The sequence below is a fragment of the Dehalococcoidia bacterium genome (assembly GCA_028711995.1).
Classification (GTDB): domain Bacteria; phylum Chloroflexota; class Dehalococcoidia; order SZUA-161; family SpSt-899; genus JAQTRE01.
Window position 1 is genome coordinate 1 of the sequence record JAQTRE010000210.1, and the last position, 3,335, is coordinate 3,335.

Consider the following 3,335-nt stretch of genomic DNA (forward strand, 5'->3'; position numbering starts at 1 on the left):
GTCTACAGAATCGTGACCAGTTTGGCAATGGCCTGCGGTCTGGATGGTTTCCATCCCCACAGCCTGCGCCACTTCTTTGCCACCCGGCTGGTTGAGTGTCAAAAACCACGTTCTTTGACCCATTACTAACCACAGACTTTGACCCACCCGGGTGATTTAGTTTTTACCACTGTGGAATTATGGTGTCAAGACCTCCTTTCGCCGATGTGGTGACAATTTTTCCCGGTAGCTGGTACCTTCGATGACGATCTGGTAACTTGCATTGGCCAGCCGGTCTAATGCGCTGTTGCCCAGGACAGGGTCATCGAAGAGGCCCAACCATTCTTCCACGGCCCGGTTACTGGTGATGGCAAAGCTGGACTGGCGGTGCCTGGCGATGATCAGCTCATAGAGATCGGTTGACTGCTGAGCGGTGAGCTTCTGCAGGCCGAAGTCGTCGATGATGAGCAGGTCCGGGCTGAGGAAGGACCGAAAAGCCTTCTCCAGAGAATGATCGACTCTGGATTGAGCCAAGGTCCTGAAGAAGGCGTCGGCCCGGATGAAGCGAACGCTATGTTCGGCGCGTATCGCGGCAAATCCGAGAGCTTGAACCAGAAAGGATTTGCCCACGCCGACGGGACCGACAAAGAGGACATGCCCATGCCGGTTGAGGAAGTCCAGGGAGAAGACAGCATCCAATAGTCGTCGATCCACACGGATGGAGGCGGTCCAGTCGAAATCCTCCAGACGGCAAACCTCTTCGAATCCGGCGGACTGGAGATGTGTCTCCAGATTGCGATTATCCCGTCGGCTGACCTCATCAGCCAAGACGATCTGGAGAAAGGCAGCGTAGTCCAACTGATCTCGTCGGGCGAGGGCCAGTCGTTCCGGGAGGGTGTTGAGCATATAGCTCAGCCGCAGGCGTTTGAGCAGCGGCTTGAGTTCATCAGTAGTGGTCATTGAAGTCCTCCTTCATCTTTGAGAGTTTCGGCATGTTGGCTCCCGTTGTTGCCGCCAATGGCAAAGACACTGCCAGGACGGGCAAAACGTCCTGGGGGTGGTGTGGAGGATATCAACTCCGGCAGTGTCTCATGCTCGAGCGCCTCCACCAGGATACGTTCCAACCGGCGCACATCGATCAAGTCCACTGCCAGCGCTCTCTCGCAGGCTTTATCGAGTCGCGAGGGGGTGTATTTTTCTCCCAGGCGCAGCAGCTTATACGCCTGTCGCATCTTGGCCCAAGGTGTAGCACCGCCGAGGAGCTTATCGGCGAAGTCCCCTACCGAATCCCCCAGTTCAGCACTCTTCCGGCGCAAATAGTTGGGGGAGCGCAGCGTATACGGTGTCAGTTCCTTCGGATAATCCTCTGGATCGGTGGCTCGTCCTCCCGCCGGCTGGCGGGGATGGACCTTCACCAGTTGTCCCTGACGATAGAGCCGAACCAGTTTCCGGTCGCCCCTCACCTCCAGCTTGGTTCCTGGAGGACAGGTGCTATACGGGGCGGAGTATAGGGCATATCGGTAAGAAATGTGGTGATCTCGATGCACCATAGCCTTATGCCAGTCAGGAACATCATAGGGCTCGCCATCGTAAGGCAGAAGGCAGGCTCGCTCCTCTTCCCGGAAGACCACCAGGGGTAGTCGCCGGGTGGTGCCATGAATGCGTTGCCCCGCTGTTTCCAGGCACCAATGCTTGGCTTGATGGCGCATATCCGGTAGGCCATCGAATTGGCCTCCCTTGAAGAACCGCTCTCTGACATAAGAAATCCCTTTTTCGACTTTTGGCTTGTCTTTTGGGTGACTGGGCCTCGCCGGATCTGCAATGAAGCCCCGGTGCTGGGCATACTCCAGAAAACCACGGGTCATCCGGGGATTGAGTGGATCGGGTCCGACCACTGCCGCAGGGAAATTGTCCAGTATCAGCTGCCGGGGAATTCCGCCGAAGAAAGCCCAAGTAGTTTCCAGCCCTTCGATCACCTCACCCAATTGCTGGCTGAATAGCGGCCACAAGAAGCTGTGGCGGGAATGGTTGAGCACGGTCAGCATGCCCCAGGCCACGCGTTTGCGCCCTGTTGTGGGATCATAGATCATTCCCAGCCGTCCGAAATCTACCTCGGCCATTTGTCCCGGCTCGGTATCCGCCATCCGCACGGTCGTCTGAGAGCTTTTACCAAACCAACCTTTCCGAGTCACATAACGACGCAGGCAGGTATAGGCCACCGTGCACTGGTTCTGAGCCAGTAGCTCTTGAATCCTGGTGAGCTTCAGCCGGTCTCTTTTGATCCACTCCTCGATCTGCTCTGCCCAAGGTTCCAACACCTTGTCAGTGGGTATCGTTACCTCATGCGGGCCAGTATGGTTGGCTTGGAGCAGAGTAACCAGCTGAATATCCGTCGGAGGCGGCCCGTCGCGTCCCAGACCGCAGCTTTGAGCGTTCAGAATATACTTCCGGATCGTGTTGCGGGATAGACCGGTTGATCGGGTGATCTCACGGATACCTCGACCCATCTGCCACTGTCGGATGACTTCTGTAATTTCCACTCGGGAAACCTCCTTGTATGCCATCGCCGCTCCTCTTCAGTCTTTCTGCAGCGATGATAATGGATTCCTTCCCCGGGTGGGTCAATGTCCGCGGCTAACTGGTGGGTCAATGATGGTGGTTAAAACCTCGCTCAGAGGGTCAATGTTCGCGGTTTTTTACAGGCAAGAGGATTTTGAATCAGCGATAAAGGATGATAAGCCTCTGGCAGAAGCGCTCAAAGAGATATTAAGATCGTCTCCTTCGCTTTCGTCACTTTTTCTTACAGGCACAAGGTTGCCGAACCCGTTCAAAACGAAGCAAGTGTCTTCGGCTGATGTTTTGTATGAGGGACACCTGCACCCAACCTATTTCAAATTTCAAAAACTGGATTATGGTAAGGAACTCAAGCATAAGACTCCCAGGAATATGAAATGCAGGATTATCTTCGAGACCGATGTGGTGAATGACTACTTTGTCCGGTCAGACAATCATGGAGAATTTGTAGTGCAGATGACGGACGGTCTTGGGGTTAAGGAATGCAAAGATTACGGTTTGACCTTGCGTGATGGTCGGGCAGTGCTGAGCCTGACACTGCCAGACGATAGTGTCATTGGACAAGAATTGAATTATGAGGCCAGAGTTTCCGACCCAACACTTGTCAAGCCATTCATCAATCGATTCACGGTTATGGTAGCTCCTGAACAGGATACCGTACGCACAAAACCCAAGAAGGCATTTCCTCCCTTAGAGGATGATGGTCATAAACGCGAAACCTCGACTAGATTGAGTATTCCAAGTATCAAGGAAATCAAGGAATCCCAATGGGAGAAATATGG

General features: G+C 54.2%; 3 protein-coding genes. 1 reads left to right on the plus strand and 2 read right to left on the minus strand.

Annotation, left to right across the window (positions count from 1 at the left end):
• Window positions 1-177 precede the first annotated feature (177 nt).
• Together istB and istA are read right to left on the minus strand one after the other, a co-directional pair.
• Window positions 178-939 (minus strand): IS21-like element helper ATPase IstB, encoded by a 762-nt coding sequence (gene istB, locus PHV74_15595; GenBank protein ID MDD5095777.1) that lies wholly within the window; start codon window positions 937-939, stop codon window positions 178-180.
• Entirely contained in the window at window positions 936-2,543 is a 1,608-nt protein-coding gene (istA, locus tag PHV74_15600) for an IS21 family transposase (GenBank protein ID MDD5095778.1), read from the minus strand. Before istA ends, istB begins: the two co-directional genes overlap by 4 nt.
• Before the next feature lie 85 nt (window positions 2,544-2,628).
• Here istA and PHV74_15605 point away from each other — a divergent pair.
• The coding region (locus PHV74_15605; GenBank protein MDD5095779.1) for a hypothetical protein at window positions 2,629-3,335 on the plus strand (707 nt) is incomplete at its 3' end.